Here is a 2,186-nt window from a genome sequence, read left to right as displayed (position 1 = left end):
TGCCGATCTCCGCGGCCGTCGTGAGGAGCCCGCTCGCGGTCCAGAACCAGACCTCTCGCTCCAACCCGCCCGGCCTGTGCCGATAGACGCGCCCGAGCGTGAGGCCGTCCCGCTCCGCGACGAAATCGTGGGGCGCGTCATCGAAGGTCCGGCGCCAGGTGATCACGCCTTCTCCGGCCGCGCCATCAGGATCGCGGTGCGCGCCATGGTCCTCCGCCAACCGGGCTTGGCCTCCGGATCGGCGAGAGCCTTCGCGGAGAAGCTATGCGCCTCGACGGCCGCAGCGAGGTCGAGCAGGTAGCCGCCGCCGATCGGGTACTGCCCGGTCTTCGGCTTCGCCAGCACCGCGTCGACCGCGGCGTTGATCTCGTTGCCGGTGACGATGGCAGCCTTGCGCAGGGCGCCCGTGATCTTCTGGTCAGCCATGGCGTGAGGATAGCGCCGTCTCTCGGTAATGGCCCGTGCTTCCTGGCTCCAATCCGCAACTCGGCCAGCCCAACCGCAAGTGAATTACATTAATATTCGCTGTGAGAAGGGCCACTTGTCATGCGATGAGGAAATGTCGAGTGCGGCGACGTATTGTGTTTGACAGAGTCGCGTGGGCGTGATGAGGGAATTTCGGGGGGACGACGAAGGCGGATTGAGACTTGCTGTACCCCTAAGCGGATACGCTAGGCCCTGAGCCAGGGAGCAATCGTGGTAAAAAGCAAAATCTCACTCACGCCAGCCGAATTAGCAGCGCTCAAATCTGTACTAAGGCATGGTGAAGAGCCGCTATAATTCATCACAACGGCGATTAACCTCGAAATTGCACGCCGGGAAAGCCGACCTCGACGCGGCCTCAGAGCCACGAAGATTTTGGTGACGCCTCAGCATGAGGTGCCAGAGGAGCTGGACGAGATCGAGATCATTGCCAGTGTCGGAGCTGGCGAATGAGCCCGTTCACCCCTTGAACGCCCAGATCGGCACGCCCCGCAGGCGCGGGTGCGGGTTGCCGACCTGCGTCCGGTAGTAGGTCAGCAGCCCGAAGCTGATCCGGTCGGCGTCGATGAACTCGACGGGCCCCGGCATCGGCACCAGAGCGCCGCAATAGTCCCCGCGGATCGTGCCGTGCTGCGCATGGACCGAGAACAGGTCGAGGTCGGTCCAGCCGAGTTCCACCGCCTGCGCGCCGAACCGCTCCAGGAAGTCGAGCATAGCAGCGTGCGTCTTCTGCCACTGCTCACCGTAGAGGCCGGGGCACGGGCTCTTCCCCGGGCTCAGGCGCTCGATGCCGGAGCGCCAGGTGTAAAGGTCGGAGGTCGGGACGGGGGCGAGGTGCGCGGACATCGGCGCGGGATACGGACCGCCCTGCCCTGCCGCTATGCCCGCCGGGCCACAGCCCCGACGCCTGGCCCATCGAGACAGGTGCTTCTTTGCACGTTGAGCGTCCGACTAAACGTCCTACTCAACGTCCTACACAAACCCAAACCCGCTTGAAGAAATCTATAATAAGCAACTACTTAGCGAGCCATAACCTTTCACGCGACGGACGCTACCTCCGCCAGCCACTCGAGCTGAGTTATTGCCTGCACTGGGTTTTTAGCTTCAGCGCGGCCTGACAGCCCTCCCCTTAGCCCACATTCGCAGCCGGCTTGTACCGGCCCTTGATGGACTTCATCGGATGAATGTCCGGGCCGCGAACCATGAGGGTACCAGCGCCTCCCCCGGGATACGTCCCCTGAACGAGCTTCAGAGTGTGGGACAAAACCGGCGTGAGCGGGTTGGAAGGCCCTGGATGCTCTCGTCCCCGACGACCTGTCTCGTCGTGGACGCCAGGGCCACGCCGCTCGGCCTGAGGCTCACGGGGGCCAACTGCCACGACAGCCGCATGCTGGCTGCCACGCTCGATGCGGTGCCGGGTGTCCGTACCGGTCGGCCCGGTCGCCAACGGCGCGAGCCCGACAAGCTGCACGCCGACAAGGGCTACGATCATCGCCGCTGCCTGGACGGCAGCCGCTGCCGACGGGACAGCGCCTCGTACAGGCGCACCGCGTTTACCCCGTCGATCTGGCGCTCGTCCTGCTGCAGCGAGCCGCGCTCGCGGTGCCGCAACTGAGACTACGCGCGCGGCATCTTGGCGGTGTACCAGGCGCCGGCCGGGGGCGTCAGGCGGTCGAGGACCGCCTCCCAGCGGACCCGGCGCG

Annotated in this window: 2 protein-coding genes and 1 pseudogene; 1 reads left to right on the top strand and 2 read right to left on the bottom strand. The window is 65.3% G+C overall.

Features of this window, described 5'->3' with window-relative positions; genetic code table 11:
• Nucleotides 1–162 precede the first annotated feature (162 nt).
• A complete protein-coding gene (locus tag AX737_RS17980) occupies nucleotides 163–426 on the bottom strand; it encodes a hypothetical protein (protein ID WP_066923828.1) in 264 nt (87 codons plus the stop codon).
• A 516-nt stretch (nucleotides 427–942) separates the two neighbouring features.
• Nucleotides 943–1,329, bottom strand: a complete 387-nt coding sequence (locus AX737_RS17975; RefSeq protein ID WP_238229928.1) for a hypothetical protein — start codon at nucleotides 1,327–1,329, stop codon at nucleotides 943–945.
• 472 nt (nucleotides 1,330–1,801) lie between these two features.
• Between AX737_RS17975 and AX737_RS37275 the strand changes: the two are divergent.
• Nucleotides 1,802–2,098, top strand: a pseudogene (locus AX737_RS37275) (transposase); the annotation flags it as partial.
• Nucleotides 2,099–2,186 lie beyond the last annotated feature (88 nt).

The organism is Methylobacterium sp. CCH5-D2, from assembly GCF_001556475.1.
GTDB classification, from domain to species: domain Bacteria; phylum Pseudomonadota; class Alphaproteobacteria; order Rhizobiales; family Beijerinckiaceae; genus Methylobacterium; species Methylobacterium hispanicum.
The sequence above is the reverse complement of the archived record's forward strand: the minus strand, read 5'-3'. Positions and strand labels throughout refer to the sequence as shown.

Excerpts from the sequence above, each read along its gene's own strand:
- AX737_RS17980 (WP_066923828.1), bottom strand. The coding sequence starts at position 426 with ATGGCTGACCAGAAGATCACGGGCGCCCTGCGCAAGGCTGCCATCGTC.
- AX737_RS17975 (WP_238229928.1), bottom strand. The coding sequence starts at position 1,329 with ATGTCCGCGCACCTCGCCCCCGTCCCGACCTCCGACCTTTACACCTGG.